The following is a 19,291-nucleotide window of genomic DNA, read 5'->3' on the forward strand; positions in this document are numbered from 1 at the left end:
GCGATAGAAATGCGAGAGAAATATTGAATAATCAAATTCGAATAGGAAATGACTATTTAGCCAAAGGTGATTTGCTCAATGCGCAGAAGATATTTGTTCAGTCACTGAAAAATGATCCAAATAACGGGGCAGGGTATCTCGGCTTAGGCAAAGTCGCTAAAGCGGCGTTGCAATATGATCAGGCTATCAATTTACTGCAAAAAGCCTGTCATTTATTAGATAAACAACCTGAGCCACTGTTAGAGCTAGCAGATGCTTTCGGTATTGTACATGCCACTGAGGATGCTCAGACTGTATTACGTTACGCTTATGAAAATTGTTCGCAAAACAAAGCTGTGCTGGCAGCATTGATACAACACTACATTGCCACTGCACAAAATACGCAAGCGCTGCCACTGCTTTGGTCACAAATTCGTTCTGCAGATCCAGAATTTTCAGCCTATGGATGGCTCGATTTAATTCGCACACAAGTGACACCCTTAAATCCAGATGAATGGGCATTATTGATGTCTAGCTACGCCAGTTCCACACCTGCATCACAGCAACGAATGCTACTTGATTACGCACTAGGTCAGGCATATGACAAACTGAAAAATTACCCCAAAGCCATAGAACACCTGCAAATGGCCAATGCATATCAGTTAACATTGTGTCCTTATAGAACGGAGCAGATGTCAGCATTTTTTTCGACACTTTCTGACAGCTATCAACAGGTTGCATTTGCGCAAAAGAAATCAAATGACAATACATATGCGGTTACCCCGGTTTTTATCCTAGGATTGCCCCGCACAGGCTCTACATTGTTGGAGCAAATGCTATGTCAGCACAGTGACATAAATAGCTGCGGTGAACAGGCATATCTAAGTCAATATAGTGTGCCTTTTTTAGAGAAAATGACGCAGTTGAGTTATCCTGAATTAGCTAGCAAGCTAAGCGAGTTTGATACCTCAAAGGTATCAGAACATTATTTAAAATTGATAAAAATTGGTTTAAATGAAGCTTTTATCATTAATAAGTTACCGGCAAATTTTCAAAATATCGGTCTAATTTATCAACTTTTCCCGAACGCAAAAGTGATTCATATTACTCGGCAGATTAAAGATGTTTCGCTATCGATTTATAAAAACTATTTCTACGAAAACGAACCATATTTTTGTGATATTGAGGAGTTTGATAAATATGTCAGTTTCTATCAGCAACAAATGCAGTTCTGGGAGGCGTTGATACCCAACAGAATCCTCACCATTACTTACGAAAATTTAGCCGCTGAGCCAAAACAAGTCATTAAAAACGTACTCAACCATATGGGACTTGAATGGCAGGCGTCTTGTGTGACTGCCATTGATGGCAAAGGAACTATCAATACTTTAAGTGCGGCACAAGTACGTAAACCTATTCACCACAAATCAATTGGCCAGTGGCAAAACTATAAAGCGCTTTTCAATTAGCTAAAAAAACGCCAAATGGCTTCCAGCCATACTAAGGTTAATATGGTCAATGCGATAAAAACTGCGGAGGATCCCATATCTTTAGCACGTCCAATCAAAATGTTATTTTCTAGCGTAACGGCATCCGCGAGCGCTTCAATGGCTGAGTTAATAATTTCTGCAAACAACACAAATAGTAATGTACCAATAAGCGCCATTAGATGGACTGTTGAAGAGGATAAAACAAAAGCAAAGGGCAGCATGACCATTACCAAAATTAGTTCTTGGCGAAATGCTGACTCATGTTGCCATGCTGCGCTAAATCCACGAAAAGAACACTGAGTAGCCTTGAATATCCGTGAAAATCCAGTGCCATTCGGTTTATTCACCAGCACCGATTCATCTTCAACCACCGATGCTTGAGTAACTTTGTTTTTCATATCTTTGTACTTCTGCTTTACTCGTCAACTCGCAACACTGTAACTTATCACTAAATGCGTTTTAGTTTGGGTAACGTTTTTGCAGTCCTTGATATACACAATCACTGTAATTGTGAAGGGTAATATCGAGTTCGTTTAACACTTCCACTAAGTGTTCATTGTCTTCACGACCTAGCCAAACTTTCAAATAACTACCGTCTTTATACCCATTATCTTGTCGAAAGAAGTTAAGCACGTTTTTACCAACGTACTGACGGTAAAGTTCATCCGAATCCATTTCCGCTTGTTCGACAATTTTGATGAATAGAGGCACAGAAAATCGTTTTGCTGCACATAAACCCGCCATTAGTTCCAAATTTTCTAAAATATCTTGGTCATTAAACGCATATTCTTTGCCGTCGAACGTAACTGACTGGACACCACTATTCAATTCACTTGCAATGGTTTCGGCAGAGGACTCTATGTTGCCATCAAAGTCGATAATGATTGCGGAAAGAGCAAAGTGCCAAATGTCCACTAATTCCATTTGCAACTGGGGTAGGTCTTTTTGCTGCGCTTTCCACCATTTCCAACCATGATGTTCAATCCCCTCGACCGCCTCTATCATTGCAGCTCTAAGGTATTGATATCCGGCAGTTAACCACTGAGCATTAACCTTTTGATTCATTTTGGCTTGAAGGTTAAGCATGGTGTTAAGTTGAGTAGAGGAAAGCATAATAGTCCTTATGTAGAATTAGCGAGTGCATAGTGTACTTGTTTTGTGATAATCGGCATAGCCTGAAACAGACTAATCATAATTATAATATTAACCTTAAGATAGTATGAATATCCTCATGTATTAAGCATGGATTGGGCTTATTTCTATCAGGTAATAAACTAAAAATTTAGGAGACAGGTGTGAAAAAATACGTAGTTATTTGCTTGATGTTATTTTCATCAGTTGCGTTTTCCCAGAGTAAGTCGATAAATGACTTTACCAGTGGAATGCAATCAAAGGAGGGGTTTTACACCGTCTATTATGAACAAGATAGTGGGAAGTTGTATTTACAAATTGAAAACTTTGGGCAACAAGTATTGTTCCAAAGTAGTTTGCCACAAGGCATAGGCTCGAATGATATCGGCCTAGACAGACTCCAGCTTGGTAAAACTCGTTTAGTGGTTTTTGAGCGCTTTGGTGACAAAGTTTTGCTAAAACAGTTAAATACCATGTTTCGTTCTACAACCGATAATGCTGCCGAGGCTGCTAGTATTGATGAGGCTTTTGCTGACTCTGTCATTGCTGGTTTTACGGTTGTTGCACAGCAAGATGGCGCCGTTTTAGTCGATTATACTGATTTCCTTTTGTCTGATATCCATGGTATTTCCCAGCGCCTAACTCGTGCTAAGCAGGGCAGCTTCAAAGTCGACTCGAAGCGCAGTGCAGTGTATATGCCGCGCACAAAATCCTTTGTTGATAATACCGAAATGGAATCATTAGTCACTTTTGGTGGCACCAATCCAGGCAAATACTTGCAGCAAGTAACCCCTTCTCCAGATAGTGTTACTGTGCATTTACACCATTCTTTGATCAGATTACCTGATGATAATTATAAACCGCGGGCATTCAGCCCTAATTCCGGTTTTAACAAGATGACCTATCAGGATTATTCAGTTCCTATCGAAGCATCGATGGAACAAAGCTTAATAACTCGCCACCGTTTGTTTAAGAAAGATCCAAAAGCAGCAGTAAGTGAAGCAGTTGAGCCTATTATCTATTATTTAGATCCAGGTGTGCCAGAGCCGGTCAGAAGTGCCTTGTATGAAGGTGCTATGTGGTGGGATCAAGCCTTTACTAAAATAGGTTATAAAAACGCGTTTCAAGTGAAAATGTTACCTGAAGACGCGGATCCAATGGACGTAAGATACAACGTCATTAACTGGGTGCACAGAGCAACACGCGGATGGTCTTACGGAATGTCAGTGCGTGATCCACGTACGGGTGAGATTATAAAGGGGCAGGTTACCCTTGGTTCTTTGCGCGTCCGTCAGGATTATCTTATCGCCTTAGGTTTAACCAGTCCGTTTAAACAAAGCGATAGCAGCATTGAAGCGCAAAAAGAAATGGCGTTAGCCAGAATCAGACAATTATCTGCCCATGAAGTTGGCCATACGCTAGGTATCGCTCATAACTTCGCAGCCAGTGCCTATGGTCGCGAGTCGGTAATGGATTATCCTCATCCTACTGTGACGGTAAAAGATGGCAAAGTTGATATTTCCGATGCGTACGCAGTAGGTATGGGAAAATGGGATGACCATGTGATCGCTTACGGTTATCAAGATTTGCCAGATAATGCTGATGAAGCCGATTATTTACAAAATACGATTCAAACCGCGCTCACTTCAGGTTTGCTCTATATCAGCGATCGTGATGCCAGACCTAGTCACGCCATTAGCCCAATTGGTCACTTATGGGATAACGGTAAAGATCCGGTAGAAGAGCTGCACAATCTGATCGAGGTGCGTAAAGTTGCATTATCACAATTTGGGATTAATTCTATTCCAGAAGGTACAACTTTAGCTTCATTGCAAGAAACCTTAGTACCTGTTTATTACTTGCATCGTTATCAATTGGATGCAGTGGCTAAACTTATTGGTGGTTTAAACTACGCTTACGAAAGTAAAGGCGATTATAGTCAGCCCAAGGGTGTGTCGTTTGTTGAACAAAGCAAGCAGATGGCCGCGTTAGATGCCATGATCGAAACGCTTTCGCCGAAGTTTTTACATATACCTGAGAACATTAGTTCTTTGATTACACCTAAAAGCCTTGGCGAGTCTAATACCCGTGAAAGCTTCAATGGTCGTAATGGTTTGAGTTTTGATCCTATCAGTGCCGCAGAATCAGGAGCGGGTTATACCTTGAGCTTAATGCTAACAGCTGAGAGATTAAACCGTCTCGCTGCGCGTCCTATTAATAGTCGTGATCAACTAACAATCCCTGTTTTATTAGAAAAATTATTCGCGGCTACTTTACAACAAAAGCCGAGTAAATTTGCTGCTGATGTTAAACAACGGGTAGATTATGTAGTGCTCAATAGTGTCATTCAAGCTATGCAAGCTGAAGATATCGCCCCAGAAGCTCAAGGGGCTTTATTAGCTGGCTTGATGGACTTACATAGTTGGTTGAAAAAGAACTCTCGTTATGGCCAAAATAAAGTAATGGCTAAACAGTTAGACTGGTTTATGGCAACAGGTGACTGGAAAGGTAACTTTGAAGTGAAACCGCTTCCTCCAGGTTCGCCAATCTAAATACTTATTTTATATTTACTGTATAAGCCGGCTATTGCCGGCTTTTTTTATGGTTATCCTGAATTTTTTGACGTTACACAAATTGATACTCAGTAATTTTTATTTTTCATGTACTTAGCCGTCATAATTGTCAAAGTGATGGTAAAATGACTTTTACTATCTTTGCTAAACGAGCATTGATTAATCCCTTTAATTTAAATTTTGTCACATGTGGTGTGTGCTTGGGTTGTGTTTTAAATGAAAAGTAGAAGAGTGCATAAAGTCCTAGGGTTGCTATTAGTTTTACCTATGATTGGTTGGGTAATTACGGGGCTCATATTTTTTATAAAGCCAGGTTATCAAGATGCATATGAACAGTTAGCGATTAAAACTTACCCATTGGAGCAATCATTTGTCATCCCAAATTCAACTAATTGGATAGAAGCAAGAGTTGTTAAGACGATACTAGGACATCATTTACTGGTCAAAACAGCACAGGGATTTGAGCATCTAGATCCAGATTCCTATCTACCTAAAACGCTTTCCGAACAATCTGAATTGCATACGCTGGTAAATGATGCTGTTTTGCATAATCCACAACGTTATGGAAATGTAGTGTCGAGTGACGGTTATAAAGCAAAAACAAACACTGGGGTTGAAGTGAATCTTAATTGGAATCGCTTAACCTTAAGTCAAAGTGGTGGTGACACCAAGTTAATAAACACCCTGTATAAAATTCACTATTTACAATGGACTCCGTTTAAAGAATTCAATCAAATTTTGGGATTTTCGGGTCTCATTTTATTACTTCTATTAACCATTTTAGGCATCAAAATATACCTATCAAGCAAAGGTAACATCAAGATTAATAGGGGATAAATTAAACCGCTAAAATTGCGACCTAATTTATGCCGTTTAAAAATTAATTTTAATAACAGTGGCGACTCCTGCGACATTTATTACATCACTCACCTATATAATATTTGACATATGAAATTTCACATATATGATTAATCACATATATGAATAATCGAATGTGTTTATGAGTCCTTTACAAGTTTTTAAATGTCTTTCTGACGATACTCGACTTAAATCCTTAATGTTGATAGCTGAGTCTGGCGAGTTGTGCGTATGTGATCTCATGGAGGCACTTTGCCTCGACCAACCTAAAATTTCCCGTCACTTAGCTGAGCTGCGTAAATGTTGCATTTTGCAGGATGAAAGAAGAGGGAAGTGGGTGTATTACCGTCTTCATCCAGAATTACCCGACTGGGTAAACAAAGTGATTACAGAATCTACTTTTCATAACCAATCCTATTTCGAAACGGCTTTTAAACGACTTAAAGCTTCTCCTAATGCTCAATATAACTGTTGTTAACCGAGGTTCAACGATGAAAATTTTATATATTTGTACTCATAATCGATGTAGAAGTATTCTCTCAGAAGCAATCACTAATCAGTTAGCAGGTGATGTGATTGTGGCTCAAAGTGCTGGCAGTCAACCAGCAGGGCAGGTACACCCTTTATCTATCAAATATCTGCAAGAAGCTGGAATTTCGGTGCAGGGACTCAAGAGTCAATCTTGGGATGATTTTGAACAATTTGATGCCGATGTGGTGGTCACTGTCTGTGATTCAGCCGCCGGTGAAGCTTGCCCCTTGTGGTTTGGGAATTCTCTGAAAGTGCATTGGGGACTGACTGACCCGTCAAAGGTGCAAGGCACGGAACAAGAGATAGCCACCTCTTTTAAACATTGCATTGAAGAAATCACCGCTCGGGTTAAGCAATTGCAAATATTGGCCAAAAAGGATCTTAATCCAGACCAATTGAAAGTTGCCTTAGCTGAATTAGGAGCACACTAAATATGCTACGGGACATGTCATTAGCGAATATTGAAGAGCAGAGTTTAGATAAACCTACATTTGAAAAATGCATTACCGAACCGTTAGAACACGCACCGCGTATTTTACTTTTACATGGATCGATGCGTAAGCGAGCATTTAGTCGATTGGTTGTAGAAGAATGTGCACGTTTACTGATTCATTTCGGTGCCGATGTGAAAATATTTAATCCTGAGGGTTTACCGCAAACAGATACTGAAGATGAACTTCATCCCAAGGTTAAAGAATTGCGTGAACTTATGATGTGGTCAGAGGGGCAGGTATGGTGTTCTCCAGAGCGTCATGGCTCTATGACTAGCATCTTTAAAAGCCAAATTGATTGGGTGCCATTGAATATTGGCGGTGTCCGTCCTACCCAAGGTAAGACCCTCGCGGTGATGCAAGTATGTGGAGGCTCGCAATCGTTCAATGTGGTTAATCAGCTACGGGTTTTAGGCCGCTGGATGCGCATGGTGACGATTCCTAATCAATCAAGCGTGGCTAAAGCGTATTTGGAGTTTGATGAAAACGATCGAATGAAGCCTTCCGCTTATTACAATCGAATTGTCGATGTGATGGAAGAGCTAATGAAGTTCACCTTATTGCTACGTAACAATAAAGATTATTTTGTTGATCGCTATTCTGAACGTGTTGAATCTGCTGAGCAATTAAGCCAGCGAGTAAATCAACGTTCAATATAAAAGGAGAAACCACATGGGATTGTTTGAGCGTTTCTTATCTGTTTGGGTTGGTCTGGCTATAATCGTGGGTATTTTCGCTGGCAGTATCGCACCGGATGCATTTGCGGTGATTGCAAGTTTTGAGTATGCCCATGTCAATATTGTTATTGCCGTTTTAATTTGGCTAATGATTTATCCAATGATGGTACAAATTGACTTTTCATCAATTAAAGATGTAGGGAAAAAACCAAAAGGATTAGTACTTACGCTTGTGGTCAATTGGTTAATTAAGCCTTTTTCTATGGCATTTTTAGGCTGGTTGTTCTTTAAAGGAATATTCGCCGATTGGGTCGATCCTCAAACCGCAACGGAATATATCGCAGGCATGATCTTACTCGGTGTGGCTCCTTGTACCGCGATGGTGTTTGTTTGGAGTCAACTGATCAAAGGTGACGCTAATTATACTTTGGTGCAGGTCTCTTTAAATGACATTATTATGATATTCGCATTTGCGCCTATTGCCGGATTATTGTTGGGTGTAACGGATATTACAGTACCTTGGGATACCCTGTTTCTATCGGTTGTTTTGTATGTATTAATTCCTCTAGTCGCAGGCGTGATTACTCGTAAAAAATTAGATAAATCAGATGACCATTCTAAATTAGAACAGTTTCTTGCAACGATGAAACCTTGGTCGATCATTGGCTTGTTAGCCACAGTGACTTTGTTATTTGCTTTTCAGTCGGAAACGATTTTGGCGAAACCCGAAGCTATCGTATTAATTGCGATTCCGCTGTTGATTCAAACTTACGGTATTTTTGCGATTGCTTATTTTATTGCAAAGAAAATGAAGCTGCCCCATAACGTCGCGGCACCAGCTTGTATGATAGGTACCTCAAACTTTTTTGAACTGGCTGTTGCGGTTGCAATTTCGTTGTTTGGTTTACATTCAGGGGCTGCTTTAGCAACTGTCGTTGGTGTGCTGGTAGAGGTACCCGTTATGTTGTCATTAGTTTGGTTTGCAAATCGAACTCGTCATTGGTTTACAGAATAACCGTTTGGAGGATGAAAAATGTTCGCCGTGTTCACTCAACTAGCTGATTGGATAGCCTATTCTTTATTGAAGTTGACCCCCGAGTCAAAGTTGGGTGACGCAGTTCATTTTTTTGTTGAAGACGTTAGTAAGATATTCGTTTTATTGATTGTCATGATTTACGTCATTGCGTTGTTACGCGCTTCAATGAAAGTTGAGCGTGTGAGGGATTACCTTGCTGGTAAGAATAAAGGCGTGGGTTACATGCTTGGTTCAGCTTTTGGTGCGATAACACCGTTTTGTTCTTGTTCAAGTATCCCGGTATTTCTTGGTTTTACCTCTGCCGGCATTCCAGTCGGGATTACGATGGCTTTTCTGCTGACCTCGCCATTGGTGAATGAAGTTGCGGTATTGTTGTTGATGAGTTTGCTTGGTTGGAAGTTTACCTTAATTTACGTTGTGACTGGCATAACCGTTGGGATTGTTGGAGGTTTCTTTTTAGACAGTATTAAAGCCGAGCGCTGGTTACAATCCTTTGCCGCTGAAGCTCTCCACAAGGGGCAAAATAAACCCACTTCTGTGAATTCAACGGTAACGTCAGCACCCACTAAAATCCCCTTCTCACAAAGGCATCAATTCGCTAAAGATGAAGCCCTCGAAATATTTGGTCGAGTGTGGAAATGGGTAATAATAGGTGTTGGTCTAGGTGCTGCACTGCATGGTTTTGTGCCAGATGGTTGGATTGAACAACATCTTGGAAATGGCCAGTGGTGGTCTGTTCCAGCGGCAGTATTATTAGGGATTCCGCTGTATTCAAATGCGACTGGCGTTATACCCATTATGGAGAGTTTGATTGTTAATGGCTTACCGATAGGCACAACATTGGCCTTTTGTATGAGTACGGTTGCTGCGAGCTTTCCTGAATTTATTTTGCTTAAACAAGTGATGCAATGGCGCTTATTGGCGATTGTTTTTATCATGTTGTTAGTATCATTTTCTATTGTGGGTTGGATATTTAACGCATTTTCTTTTTTATTGTGAGGTGATTTATGAAACATATAAAAGTATTAGGTACGGGTTGTTCTAAATGTATTAAAACTGCAGAGTTATTTGAAAAGTACGCAAAAGAGTTAAATGTGGCGATTGATGTCACAAAAGAAACCGATCCTCGGGTGATTATGGCTTACGGTGTAATGAGTACGCCAGCGGTAGTGATGGAAGAGGAGTTAGTTCACTCTGGTTCAATTCCCAACAGTACTCAAGTTAAAGAGTGGCTCGCCGAGTAGCGTTTTCGCATAAACGAATGTTTTACGTAAACTCAATTCACTCAGGTTTTGAGTTTTCAATTCTAAGGATTAATATGATAGTTATATATCACAACCCAGAATGCGGAACCTCGAGGAATGTGCTTAAGATCATTGAGGATGCAGGATATCAACCTATCATTATTGATTATCTAACCCAAGGGTGGACAAACAGTCAATTGTTGGGGTTGTTCGCTGCGGCCAATTTAACTCCCCGTGAAGCCTTAAGAACGAGTAAATCGCCAGCTAAAGAACTTGGCTTACTCGATGAAAGTGTAGCTGATGAGACAATTTTAGCGGCCATGCTGAAGTTCCCAGTATTAGTAAATCGTCCAATAGTGTGCAGTCCAAAAGGTGTTAAGTTATGTCGCCCGAGTGAAGCAGTCCTAGCGCTACTAGAAAATTGGCCTGCAGGACCTTACTATAAAGAAGATGGTCAACAGATCCTCGATGAAAATAATAAACGGCTATGTTAATTTTAAAGTACTTAAGGTGTACTTAATTTAGCATTGTAATAATGGCTGAAATACCTAAGCAATGACTGTTATTAAGCGGGGGAGGTTAACCTGTAAAAATAGTAATCTGCTTTTTACTTCCCCTCATATATTCCCTTCTATTTTAAGCGCGCCATATTTGAATGTGGTCATAAAGTAGGCAGATGTGTCAATCTGCCGTAAGCCGAAAAGCTAATTTTAGATAAAATGTAAATTATTTGTTATTGATTTTACCTTTAATGAATATTTTGTCATGCTCTACAACCCAATAAAATCAGTGCTTAAGGATAGGGTGTTTAAAATTAGATTCAGCTTATATCTATTACTAATACAAAAGTATTCGAATAATTAATTAAACTTATACAACTAATCACTCTACTATTTTTGTATTCTAAAACAGAGGATACATTTCATGCACTTTGATTACTCTCCAAAAACCCAAGCTTTACTTGACCGTCTTAACCAGTTTATGGACGAAAATATCTATCCCATAGAGCAAGAATACATAGAGCTTGTTGAAAATAATCCACAGCGTTGGACGACTCCTGCATTAATGCACGAGTTAAAAGAAAAAGCTAAGGCTGCGAATTTGTGGAATTTGTTTTTACCTGAAGAATATTTACCTTACGGTGCGGGTTTAACCAATTTAGAGTATGCCCCTTTATGCGAAGCTATGGGACGCGTGTTGTGGAGTCCTGAAGTTTTTAACTGCAGTGCTCCTGATACCGGCAATATGGAAGTATTGTCTAAGTATGGTAGTGAGGCTCATAAAAAACAGTGGTTAGAGCCTTTGCTTAATGGCGAAATTCGCAGCGCATTTGCAATGACTGAACCTGCTGTTGCATCTAGTGATGCTACGAATATTGAAACATCGATAGTCCGCGATGGTGATGAGTATGTGATTAACGGTCGTAAGTGGTATACCAGTGGCGCTATGAACACTAACTGTAAAATCATGGTGGTTATGGGTAAAACTGATACCACAGCGGAACGTCACAGACAGCAATCGCAAATATTGGTGCCGATGGACACTGCCGGTGTAACCGTTGTGCGTCCGATGAAAGCCATGGGTTTTTATGATGAGCCTATTGGGCATGCCGAAGTGCTGTTTGAAAATGTACGAGTGCCAGCAAGCAACTTATTAGTTGGTGAAGGTGAAGGCTTTGCCATTGCACAAGGGCGCTTAGGGCCAGGCAGAATCCACCACTGTATGCGTTTAATTGGCTGCGCTCAACGGGCACTAGATTTAGCCTGTGAAAGAGTAGAAGAGCGCATTGCCTTTGGTCAGCCTCTGAGCAAGCAACAATCCGTTAGAGAATCTATTGCACAAATGCACTGTGACATCGAGCAGGCCAGATTGCTTACTTTAAAAGCGGCTGACAAAATGGATCGTTACGGTAACAAAGTATCACGAGATATCATTGCTGCGATCAAAATCGTTGCGCCTAACATGGCTTGTCGCGTTATCGATCAATCGATTCAAATGCATGGCGCAGCAGGTACCAGTCAAGACTTTGTACTCTCAGCTATTTACGCCTATGCGCGAACAATCAAACTTGCTGACGGGCCTGATCAGGTGCATATGATGCAATTGGGACGTAACTTAATTAAAGATCACGTTGGTACATCAAAAAAATAGCGTTTAGGTCGTTTTTATTTACCTAATAGTTTGTAATTTAGATTATTTATCGAGGTTAAAGTGACAAAACCAGATCCAGTGAAGCAACTTGATATGAAAGCGTTAGAGGCTTACTTCCGCACTCACGTAACAGATTTTACGGGTGCGTTTAGTGCTGAGAAATTTAGCGGCGGGCAATCTAATCCCACATTCAAGATTACGGCTGGGGATGCTAATTATGTCTTAAGACGGCAACCGCCGGGGAAATTACTCAAATCAGCGCACGCTGTAGATCGCGAGTTTAGAGTAATTTACGCACTGCAAGATACTAAGGTGCCTGTTGCCAAGGTTTATCACCTGTGCGAAGACACTAGCATCATTGGCAGTATGTTTTATGTGATGGAGTATGTTGACGGGGCAGTGTACTGGAATAGTGCCCTGCCTGAGATTGACAGTAACGAAAAACGTAATGCTATGTATCAGCAAATGAGCCAAGTGTTGGCTGATTTGCATGCCGTAGACGTGGACAGTGTTGGCCTTAGTGATTACGGTAAACCTGGAAATTACTTTGATAGGCAACTCAGTCGCTGGTCTAAGCAATACAAATTATCCGAAATAGATAGCATACCCGATATGGATAAGCTGATTAGTTGGTTGCAGCAAAATATCCCAGCCGATGATGGAAAGGTGTCTTTAGTGCATGGCGACTATCGTCTAGATAACTTAATGTTTTCGAAAACATCGGCGCAGATCATTGCCGTCTTGGACTGGGAATTATCCACCCTAGGACACCCCTTGGCTGATTTAGCTTATCAATGTATGCAATTACGTTTACCTGCACACATCGGCCATTCCAGTGGTTTGGGAGGCGTTGATAGGCAAGCTTTGGGGATTCCTAGCGAGGAAGAATTTGTCAGTTGGTATTGTCAACGTGCAGGCTTAGCAAAAATTGATAATTGGCCTTTCTATCTCGCCTTTAGCTTTTTCCGGTTAGCTGCGATAGCACAAGGTGTCGCCAAGCGAGCATTAGAAGGTAACGCGTCAAATGAACAAGCCAGCAAAGTAGGGGCTATGGTGCCGCCGTTGGCCAAAATGGCAGTAGAATTAATCGAGGAACATCAATGAAAGCAATAGTATGTAAGGAATTCGCCAGCGTAGAAAAATTAAGTTATCAAGATGTACCTGATCCAAAAGCTGGAAAGGGACAGGTTATTGTTGATATCAAAGCATCTGGGGTGAACTTTCCAGATGGATTATTAGTTCAGGGGCTGTATCAGAGCAAACCTGACTTTCCATTTATTCCCGGTGGCGAAGTTGCAGGGGTGATCAGTGAAATCGGTGAGGGAGTCTCACATCTAAAAGTGGGGAGCCGCGTTATCGCGCTGTGCACCTTAGGTGGTTATGCTGAAAAAGTGGCTGTTCCTGCTACTCATGTTTTACCTTTACCTGACGAAATTCCTGACGAAGAAGGTGCCGCTTTAGTAACAGCTCACGCTACTGCTCATCATGCTTTGAAACAGCGAGCCAATATTCAGCCTGGTGAAACCTTAGTTGTTACTGGTGCCGCTGGAGGTACGGGCTTGGCTGCTGTGCAAATAGGCAAAGCGATGGGAGCTAAAGTCATTGCCGTTTGTTCAACGCAAGAAAAGCTGGATATCGCTAAACAAAATGGTGCAGACATTCTGATTAACTACACCGAAAAAGACCTTAAAACCGCACTCAAAGAAGCAACTGGCGGAAAAGGTGCTGACGTGGTTTATGAATGTGTTGGTGGGGATACCTTCCACGCATGTTCAAGAAGCATGGGTTGGAATGGTCGTTTGCTGGTAGTTGGTTTTGCTGGTGGCACTATCCCTGAATTTCCGGTGAATCTAGCCTTGGTGAAAGGATATTCAGTGGTTGGCGTATTTTGGGGATCGTTTACCCAGCACCAACCCAAGGATTTCCAAGACAACATGAAAGAGCTACTTAGCTGGTACTTACAAGGAAAGGTCAAAGTTATTGTTGATGAGACTTTGCCATTGGAACGAGCGCACGAAGCACTGAATAAAGTACTAGGGCGCGAAGTTAAAGGTAAAATGGCGCTACGCCCTTAGAAGCTTTAACTATGCCAGCCAGGGAAAGTGATTAAACATCATACTTGAATCCCTGCAAGTGAAATAATACACTGCGGCCTCATTTCTTTGAGGCCTCATTTATTCATGTATACATCTGTGCGTCAATTTCTGGTTTTATTGTTATCAGTGATTATATTACTCACTGGTTGCTCGGCTAAAAGAGTCTTTACCCTAGCCGAATTACAAGAGCTCGATGAGCACAATCAGTTATTCAATGATGCTGAGCAGTTTGTACATGTTAATCTTTTTACAGCTATGGTGCATGTGAGAGCAACCAATCTAGCCGATTGGAATGCGCTCTTAATCGCTTATTCGTGCTCTGCAGATATAGACCACAGTACCCTCGATAACTCCTATAATCGCAATCAACCGATTTTTACCGAGGCGATGAAGACGCTAGCCGAACAGGAAAACTTATTTACGGCCGAACAACAACAAGATGTTTTGGCCGACGTTTCACAACTTGCTTATCGTCTATTTAGTATTAGTTACGCGAAAGGCTACGCCCGCCAGATTGAACTCGCCGACGACCTATCGCCAGGCATACGTGAAGAGTTGTGTGATGGCAAAGTAGGGGGGCTGAATAGCCCTTACCTAGGATATCGTAACTCAGTAGCTTGGCGCTCGTTTAATACGCCTTTATTGAAAAGCCTGAATGGGTTACAAGCGCATGCTCGAAATGGTGATAAAGCATTCCAAATTTTGCTTAATCAACAATATGTACAATTTGATGCATTAGTTTACAGTCACGCCTATCAGCAGACCGATGCTTATCAATCGTTATTTTTTGAAGTAAATAAGTTTGAAAACGTAGAACTTTATGGCAACGAAGTATCCAAGTTATCACCTCAAATTAGCGATATAAAAGCGCAAAATAAACACAATGATTTTGCCTATTTAGTGTTATCTTCTGGCTATCATTGGGGCATGATGTCGGTGTTGGCTATGCTAGAAGAAGAATATCCGAGGGTGCATGATCTTAAAAAAGCCCAAGCGACTCAAATGGTTTTAGAAACGTTAAAAAACTTGCAAGATAGCGCTTAGATTTTGTTTGATAAAGTGATCGCAATGGGGGAGTCACTCAAATTTTTGTCATCGATCCATTGTTGTAATGTTTTACCATCGGATTCTGGCAAACGTAAATTCAATTTTGGTAATTTTTTGATTAATAGCTCAGCCGTTTGGTAGGCATCATTGATTATGGCTGCTCTAATTAAACTCTGCCCATCACAACTAATACTATTATAATAATGTCGCAGCTTTAGTCGGTAATGTTTGTTAACTTCCTCGATTTTATTTCGTAAGTCTGATGAATCATCGGAAACCACGATAGTGCATATATTCATCAAAGTTGAATTGATATCAGCCTTTGCCTTGGTGGCAAAAACGATATTTGCCAGAAAAATAGACATCAAAAAAAATAGTATTTTTGGCAAATTTGAATTCTCCCTTTTTCAATTTTAGAATGCTGTTTTAGGTGGTTTTACGTAGCAGACTCTTTTGCCTTGTGCGTAAGCGACTTCTAAGCGCTATCACACCAATTAAAAACAGTAAAACAGTCGGTGCGTTTGACACTGCTGCTGCATTGTTAGTGAAGTTCAATAATATGTAATCTTGCGATGACCAACGAGTATTATGTAAATTAAACGCTAGGAGTTCACCGTCAAAATCAATGTCTGACGCATCAAATCCCACCACCGCGGTAATGAGATCAAAATCACTTGCAGAGAACAGGTTAGGCAGCAAAGAAAAGCTCAGTAATTCGTTTGCTCTCAACTGTAAATTGCTCTGAAGATTACTGATCAGTAATGAGTCGCTTTCAAAATTAACACTGAAGTACGCGTTACCCATCAACAGGATATTAAATTCGCTATTGTTCTCTTGAGCAACTGAAATTCTGTTATCACATTCCCACAAAATTGAAGGTTCTATGTCACAAGCGACTTGTGTGCCTATGATCGAAGCATTCGCTGACCATGAAAAAATCACGAGCAGGAAGGAGACTGTAAATACTTTCATTCTGGGAAAGGCCTTTAACGAATAAAAAACGGTTAATAGCTCAATTTAAAGTGATTTAGAAGGTGAAAGGAAGTCATTGCTTGATACATCGGTATGAGTACTTATACCTGATGGCGGCATATCACAAAGCAGACTTTGCTTCATGATATACCGTTTTATAGTGGCTTAATGAGGAAATTCGTAGTCTTTGTAGTTGTCTCTTAATGCCAATTTATTGAGTTTTCCGGTGGCTGTATGCGGAAGTTCGTTGGCAAATACAACATCTTCAGGAAGCGACCATTTGTGGATTTTGTCTTTCAAATAATCAATGACATCATCGCGGCTTAAGTTGGCGTTTTCATTTTGAACCACCACTAGAAGAGGTCGTTCTGTCCATTTAGGATGGTAACGTCCTATTGCCGCCGCTTCGGCTATCTGTGGGTGACTTGCAGCGGCATTTTCAATGTCGATAGAACTTATCCACTCACCTCCAGACTTAATCACATCTTTGGTTCTATCGGTTATTTGCAAATATCCTTGTGGATCTATAGTCGCAACGTCACCGGTATTCATCCAACCATCTTCATCAACTGGGCAGTCATCGTCTCCAGGGGTTTGTGACATGCCGTAGTAGCCGGTTGCAATCCACGGTCCTTTCACTTTTAGGGCCCCAAATGCTACTCCGTCCCAAGGTAACTCATTGTTTTCGTCATCGACTATTTTCATTTCAACGCCAAATACGGTTTTACCTTGTTTGAGTCGAAGTTCAGTATCTTCTTCATCGGAGAGGTTTTCCATGCCCGGCATTAAGGTAAATAAGGTACCTAGTGGGCTCATTTCCGTCATGCCCCAACCTTGTTTTACTTCTGTTTGATAATCATGTTTGAAGCGTTCAATGATACCTCTAGGACAAGCCGCACCGCCAGCAGTGACACACTTCAAAGTGGGTATCTTTTTGCCGGTTTTATCTAAGTACTCTAACAACGCCATCCATATTGTGGGGACACCAGAGCTGAGGGTAACGCCTTCGTTTTCAATTAGGGATTGTAATGTTTCTCCGTCAGCCATTTTAGGCCCCGGCATTACTAGCTTACTTCCAACCATCACACCAGCATAGGGAATACCCCAAGCATTTACATGGAACATCGGCACTATGGGGAGGGTAACGCTGTTACTAGACGCGCATGTTGCATCAGGTAAGGAGCCTGCATAGGCGTGCAGTACCGTTGAACGGTGGCTGTACACTACGCCTTTAGGGTTACCTGTGGTACCTGAGGTGTAACACATACCCGCAGCGGTATTTTCATCAAACTCTGGCCATTGATAGTTGTCATCAAATTGCGCTATGAGCTCCTCGTAACAGATAACATTTTTAATAGTCGTTTCTGGCATATGTTGTCGGTCGGTCAACACCACAATTTTTTCAACACTTTTGAGATGATTCTGCAAGGCTTCAACTAATGGCATTACTAATACATCAACAAACAACACTTTATCTTCTGCGTGGTTGATAATGTAATTGACTTGCTCAGGGAAAAGTTTTGGATTAATCATATGGCAAACCATGCCAGTGCCAGAAATAGCATAGTAAAGTTCTAGGTGCCGATAATCATTCCACGCTAATGTACCTACGCGATCTCCAAATTTAACTCCCATTGATTCCAAAGCATTGGCTAATTGGCGGGTGCGTTTGGCAAAATCTGCGTAGGTATATCGATGTCGTGGATTGTCTGCGGTAACAGATACTATTTCACGAGTGGGGAAGTTTTTTTCAGCATGACGCAATATTGACGATATCATCAATTGCGTATTCATCATTAGTCCTTTCATGTATCAGCTCCTATTAAGCTAACTAGATTGTGATTAAAATCGAGAAATTATTTTTCGGAAAGTTCAGCGTTTGCTTTTTACTAAAAAATTGAATCAATGCCCCAAGCTATGACGCTGATTTACCGGGCGTCAACGCTATTTTCATCAAACGTTGACGCTATGTTTATTAAGTGCTTAGGCTATTTGTTGCCAAGCGCTGACGCTACTTTTACCAAGCGCTGACGCTACTTTTACCAAGCGCTGACGGCACCATCAATCGCGATGGTTTGACCGCTCATATATGAGTTTCCAGGAGATAAAATCAGTATCATAGTGTTGACTATTTCCTGAGGTTGGCCCAATCGTCGCATCGGTGATCCTTGTGCTAAGCGTTGTTGATTTTCTGGTGAATCAAAACCGTCTAACGCTAAGATATTGGTCGGACTATAAAAAGGGCAGATAGCGTTTGCGCGTATGCCCTTTTTGGCATATTCCACCGCAGCAGTGCGAGTTAGACCTACCACCGCATGTTTGGCAGCTGCATAAGCTGCTCCTTTTGGAGCACCACCGATTCCGGCCATTGAACTTAGGTTCAAAATATGACCAGAACCTTGTTTTAACATGGCTTCAATTTGATACTTCATGCCAAACAGGACACCATTTACATTTACCGCCATTTGGCTGTCCATTGTCGCTTGATCTATTTTATGCAGAGGCGTTAAGTGATGGGCGATTCCTGCGTTGTTGACGCCGATGTCGAGTCTGCCGAAATTTTCAATTGCAGCATCAACCATCGCCTTAACTTGATCTTCTTTGCTTACATCACAAAGCATTGATATTACTTTGTTTTCTCCCAATTTAAGGGATGAAACCGTATTCGCAAGTTCTTCACTGTTGATGTCACTAATGACTAAGTTACAACCCCTAGCTGCCAAGCCCTGTGAAAGTAAACGACCAAATCCACTGGCAGCTCCTGTTATCATGGCCACTTGGCCGCTAAAATCGAGAAGTGAGTCCAAAAAATGTACCTTCTTTTAAAATGGTTTAAATAATATTTACAGCCCATCAAACCTTACTTCTTGGATGAAGTATCGTTGGTGTTTAACTGCAAAAGTGAGTTGTAACCAACTAATTTTCTAAGGGATAAATAACGTTTTTGTGTTAACGGTATGTAAAGCTATGTATCTAGAAAATCAGATGCAAAACCGAAAGTCAATATCTAAGAAT

At 41.1% G+C, this 19,291-nt stretch carries 20 protein-coding genes; 14 read left to right on the forward strand and 6 right to left on the reverse strand.

What is annotated here, in order from left to right; genetic code table 11:
- Positions 1-23: 23 nt before the first annotated feature.
- Entirely contained in the window at positions 24-1,448 is a 1,425-nt protein-coding gene (locus tag VUI23_RS07945; protein ID WP_342807692.1) for a sulfotransferase, read from the forward strand.
- Here the strand turns inward: VUI23_RS07945 and VUI23_RS07950 are convergent.
- Together VUI23_RS07950 and VUI23_RS07955 are read right to left on the reverse strand one after the other, a co-directional pair.
- Entirely contained in the window at positions 1,445-1,867 is a 423-nt protein-coding gene (locus tag VUI23_RS07950; protein ID WP_216049511.1) for a diacylglycerol kinase, read from the reverse strand. The genes VUI23_RS07945 and VUI23_RS07950 overlap by 4 nt on opposite strands.
- A 61-nt stretch (positions 1,868-1,928) precedes the next feature.
- A complete protein-coding gene (locus VUI23_RS07955) occupies positions 1,929-2,582 on the reverse strand; it encodes a dUTP diphosphatase (protein ID WP_216049512.1) in 654 nt (217 codons plus the stop codon).
- A gap of 209 nt (positions 2,583-2,791) precedes the next feature.
- Between VUI23_RS07955 and VUI23_RS07960 the strand changes: the two genes are divergently transcribed.
- The 13 genes from VUI23_RS07960 (at position 2,792) to VUI23_RS08020 (ending at position 15,301) form a co-directional block, all read left to right on the forward strand.
- Entirely contained in the window at positions 2,792-5,152 is a 2,361-nt protein-coding gene (locus VUI23_RS07960; RefSeq protein WP_216049545.1) for a zinc-dependent metalloprotease, read from the forward strand.
- Between the two features lie 237 nt (positions 5,153-5,389).
- A complete protein-coding gene (locus VUI23_RS07965; protein ID WP_303499689.1) occupies positions 5,390-6,010 on the forward strand; it encodes a hypothetical protein in 621 nt (206 codons plus the stop codon).
- Between the two features lie 163 nt (positions 6,011-6,173).
- Positions 6,174-6,509 carry a metalloregulator ArsR/SmtB family transcription factor gene (locus VUI23_RS07970; protein WP_342807694.1) on the forward strand — a complete coding sequence of 112 codons (336 nt, stop codon included), beginning with the start codon at positions 6,174-6,176 and terminating at the stop codon, positions 6,507-6,509.
- A 13-nt stretch (positions 6,510-6,522) separates the two neighbouring features.
- The gene (locus VUI23_RS07975; protein ID WP_342807695.1) at positions 6,523-6,993 is read left to right on the forward strand and encodes an arsenate reductase ArsC; all 471 of its coding nucleotides are present in this window, start codon (positions 6,523-6,525) and stop codon (positions 6,991-6,993) included.
- 2 nt (positions 6,994-6,995) lie between these two features.
- Positions 6,996-7,712, forward strand: coding sequence for an arsenical resistance protein ArsH (gene arsH, locus VUI23_RS07980; protein WP_342807697.1), 717 nt, complete (start codon positions 6,996-6,998; stop codon positions 7,710-7,712).
- A 13-nt stretch (positions 7,713-7,725) separates the two neighbouring features.
- On the forward strand, positions 7,726-8,745 hold the full coding sequence (gene arsB / locus VUI23_RS07985; protein WP_342807700.1) for an ACR3 family arsenite efflux transporter: 1,020 nt from the start codon (positions 7,726-7,728) through the stop codon (positions 8,743-8,745).
- Positions 8,746-8,763: 18 nt separating this feature from the next.
- Positions 8,764-9,765 carry a permease gene (locus VUI23_RS07990; protein WP_342807702.1) on the forward strand — a complete coding sequence of 334 codons (1,002 nt, stop codon included), beginning with the start codon at positions 8,764-8,766 and terminating at the stop codon, positions 9,763-9,765.
- Between the two features lie 8 nt (positions 9,766-9,773).
- Positions 9,774-10,010, forward strand: a complete 237-nt coding sequence (locus VUI23_RS07995; protein WP_342807704.1) for a thioredoxin family protein — start codon at positions 9,774-9,776, stop codon at positions 10,008-10,010.
- Positions 10,011-10,084: 74 nt separating this feature from the next.
- Entirely contained in the window at positions 10,085-10,504 is a 420-nt protein-coding gene (arsC, locus tag VUI23_RS08000) for an arsenate reductase (glutaredoxin) (protein ID WP_342807706.1), read from the forward strand.
- A 430-nt stretch (positions 10,505-10,934) separates the two neighbouring features.
- Positions 10,935-12,161, forward strand: a complete 1,227-nt coding sequence (locus VUI23_RS08005) for an acyl-CoA dehydrogenase family protein (protein ID WP_216049521.1) — start codon at positions 10,935-10,937, stop codon at positions 12,159-12,161.
- Between the two features lie 93 nt (positions 12,162-12,254).
- Entirely contained in the window at positions 12,255-13,265 is a 1,011-nt protein-coding gene (locus VUI23_RS08010) for a phosphotransferase (RefSeq protein ID WP_303499813.1), read from the forward strand.
- Entirely contained in the window at positions 13,262-14,236 is a 975-nt protein-coding gene (locus VUI23_RS08015) for an NADPH:quinone oxidoreductase family protein (protein ID WP_216049522.1), read from the forward strand. Before VUI23_RS08010 ends, VUI23_RS08015 begins: the two co-directional genes overlap by 4 nt.
- Before the next feature lie 105 nt (positions 14,237-14,341).
- Complete coding sequence (locus VUI23_RS08020; protein WP_342807708.1) at positions 14,342-15,301, forward strand: hypothetical protein; 960 nt, start codon at positions 14,342-14,344, stop codon at positions 15,299-15,301.
- Here the strand turns inward: VUI23_RS08020 and VUI23_RS08025 are convergent.
- The 4 genes from VUI23_RS08025 to VUI23_RS08040 all read right to left on the reverse strand — a co-directional run bounded on the left by VUI23_RS08025 (position 15,298) and on the right by VUI23_RS08040 (position 19,083).
- Positions 15,298-15,693 carry a DUF3718 domain-containing protein gene (locus VUI23_RS08025; RefSeq protein ID WP_252729330.1) on the reverse strand — a complete coding sequence of 132 codons (396 nt, stop codon included), beginning with the start codon at positions 15,691-15,693 and terminating at the stop codon, positions 15,298-15,300. The genes VUI23_RS08020 and VUI23_RS08025 overlap by 4 nt on opposite strands.
- A gap of 37 nt (positions 15,694-15,730) precedes the next feature.
- Positions 15,731-16,276 carry a hypothetical protein gene (locus VUI23_RS08030; protein WP_216049524.1) on the reverse strand — a complete coding sequence of 182 codons (546 nt, stop codon included), beginning with the start codon at positions 16,274-16,276 and terminating at the stop codon, positions 15,731-15,733.
- 165 nt (positions 16,277-16,441) lie between these two features.
- Positions 16,442-18,085, reverse strand: coding sequence for a long-chain-fatty-acid--CoA ligase (locus VUI23_RS08035; protein ID WP_216049525.1), 1,644 nt, complete (start codon positions 18,083-18,085; stop codon positions 16,442-16,444).
- A gap of 230 nt (positions 18,086-18,315) precedes the next feature.
- A complete protein-coding gene (locus tag VUI23_RS08040) occupies positions 18,316-19,083 on the reverse strand; it encodes a glucose 1-dehydrogenase (RefSeq protein ID WP_303499678.1) in 768 nt (255 codons plus the stop codon).
- Positions 19,084-19,291: the final 208 nt, after the last annotated feature.

The organism is Alteromonas sp. M12 (assembly GCF_037478005.1).
Classification (GTDB): domain Bacteria; phylum Pseudomonadota; class Gammaproteobacteria; order Enterobacterales; family Alteromonadaceae; genus Aliiglaciecola; species Aliiglaciecola lipolytica_A.

Bases quoted from the DNA above. Each gene is read 5' to 3' on its own strand.
- VUI23_RS07970 (WP_342807694.1), top strand. From the start codon at position 6,174: ATGAGTCCTTTACAAGTTTTTAAATGTCTTTCTGACGATACTCGACTT.
- VUI23_RS08035 (WP_216049525.1), bottom strand. From the start codon at position 18,085: ATGAAAGGACTAATGATGAATACGCAATTGATGATATCGTCAATATTG.
- VUI23_RS08030 (WP_216049524.1), bottom strand. From the start codon at position 16,276: ATGAAAGTATTTACAGTCTCCTTCCTGCTCGTGATTTTTTCATGGTCA.
- VUI23_RS08015 (WP_216049522.1), top strand. From the start codon at position 13,262: ATGAAAGCAATAGTATGTAAGGAATTCGCCAGCGTAGAAAAATTAAGT.
- VUI23_RS07995 (WP_342807704.1), top strand. From the start codon at position 9,774: ATGAAACATATAAAAGTATTAGGTACGGGTTGTTCTAAATGTATTAAA.
- VUI23_RS08020 (WP_342807708.1), top strand. From the start codon at position 14,342: ATGTATACATCTGTGCGTCAATTTCTGGTTTTATTGTTATCAGTGATT.
- VUI23_RS07975 (WP_342807695.1), top strand. From the start codon at position 6,523: ATGAAAATTTTATATATTTGTACTCATAATCGATGTAGAAGTATTCTC.
- VUI23_RS07960 (WP_216049545.1), top strand. From the start codon at position 2,792: ATGTTATTTTCATCAGTTGCGTTTTCCCAGAGTAAGTCGATAAATGAC.
- arsC (WP_342807706.1), top strand. From the start codon at position 10,085: ATGATAGTTATATATCACAACCCAGAATGCGGAACCTCGAGGAATGTG.
- VUI23_RS07955 (WP_216049512.1), bottom strand. From the start codon at position 2,582: ATGCTTTCCTCTACTCAACTTAACACCATGCTTAACCTTCAAGCCAAA.
- VUI23_RS07965 (WP_303499689.1), top strand. From the start codon at position 5,390: ATGAAAAGTAGAAGAGTGCATAAAGTCCTAGGGTTGCTATTAGTTTTA.
- VUI23_RS08010 (WP_303499813.1), top strand. From the start codon at position 12,255: ATGAAAGCGTTAGAGGCTTACTTCCGCACTCACGTAACAGATTTTACG.
- VUI23_RS07950 (WP_216049511.1), bottom strand. From the start codon at position 1,867: ATGAAAAACAAAGTTACTCAAGCATCGGTGGTTGAAGATGAATCGGTG.
- arsB (WP_342807700.1), top strand. From the start codon at position 7,726: ATGGGATTGTTTGAGCGTTTCTTATCTGTTTGGGTTGGTCTGGCTATA.
- VUI23_RS07990 (WP_342807702.1), top strand. From the start codon at position 8,764: ATGTTCGCCGTGTTCACTCAACTAGCTGATTGGATAGCCTATTCTTTA.
- VUI23_RS08005 (WP_216049521.1), top strand. From the start codon at position 10,935: ATGCACTTTGATTACTCTCCAAAAACCCAAGCTTTACTTGACCGTCTT.
- arsH (WP_342807697.1), top strand. From the start codon at position 6,996: ATGCTACGGGACATGTCATTAGCGAATATTGAAGAGCAGAGTTTAGAT.